1 protein-coding gene is annotated in these 509 nt (G+C 45.0%); it reads right to left on the reverse strand.

The features are described from left to right. A partial coding sequence (locus ACWHAR_RS32375) for a 5-deoxy-glucuronate isomerase (RefSeq protein ID WP_452089091.1) occupies positions 1-509 on the reverse strand: 509 nt, incomplete at both ends.

Raw genomic sequence — 509 nt, forward strand, 5'->3', positions numbered from 1 at the left:
CGTCCGGCTGGCCCATGAAATGAAATACCTTTGAATCCTTTTCAAGATCCAGATAAAGATAAGCCTCCATCCGACGGTCATGAACGTGTGCTGGCATGGTATTCCAGTTGTTGTTTTGATCTAACATCGTTATTCCCATCATCAGCTGACAGCTTTTAATGCCGTCCTGATGAATAACTTTGTACAGACTTCTGATATTAGACGCTGCATCATCACCAAGGCGGTCCGGTGTCAGTTCAGCTAGGGCGGCTTTTTGTGTTGGATAGCTTTTGTGGGCGCAAGCGGAGACGAAGTAAAACTTCGCTTTTTCCCCGTTCAGGCTTGAAAACGATACATCCTGATTGCCCATTCCAATATAGAGAAAATCCTTTGTTTGAAGCACATATTCATCATCGCCGACTCTAACGGCACCAGGCTGGCCGACATTAATAATCCCGATTTCACGCCGTTCCAAAAAGAAGTCTGTTTTTAGAAAATCACCTGCATCAAGCTTCAGTTCACTTTGCCCT

Source organism: Bacillus sp. LR--39, assembly GCF_053613335.1.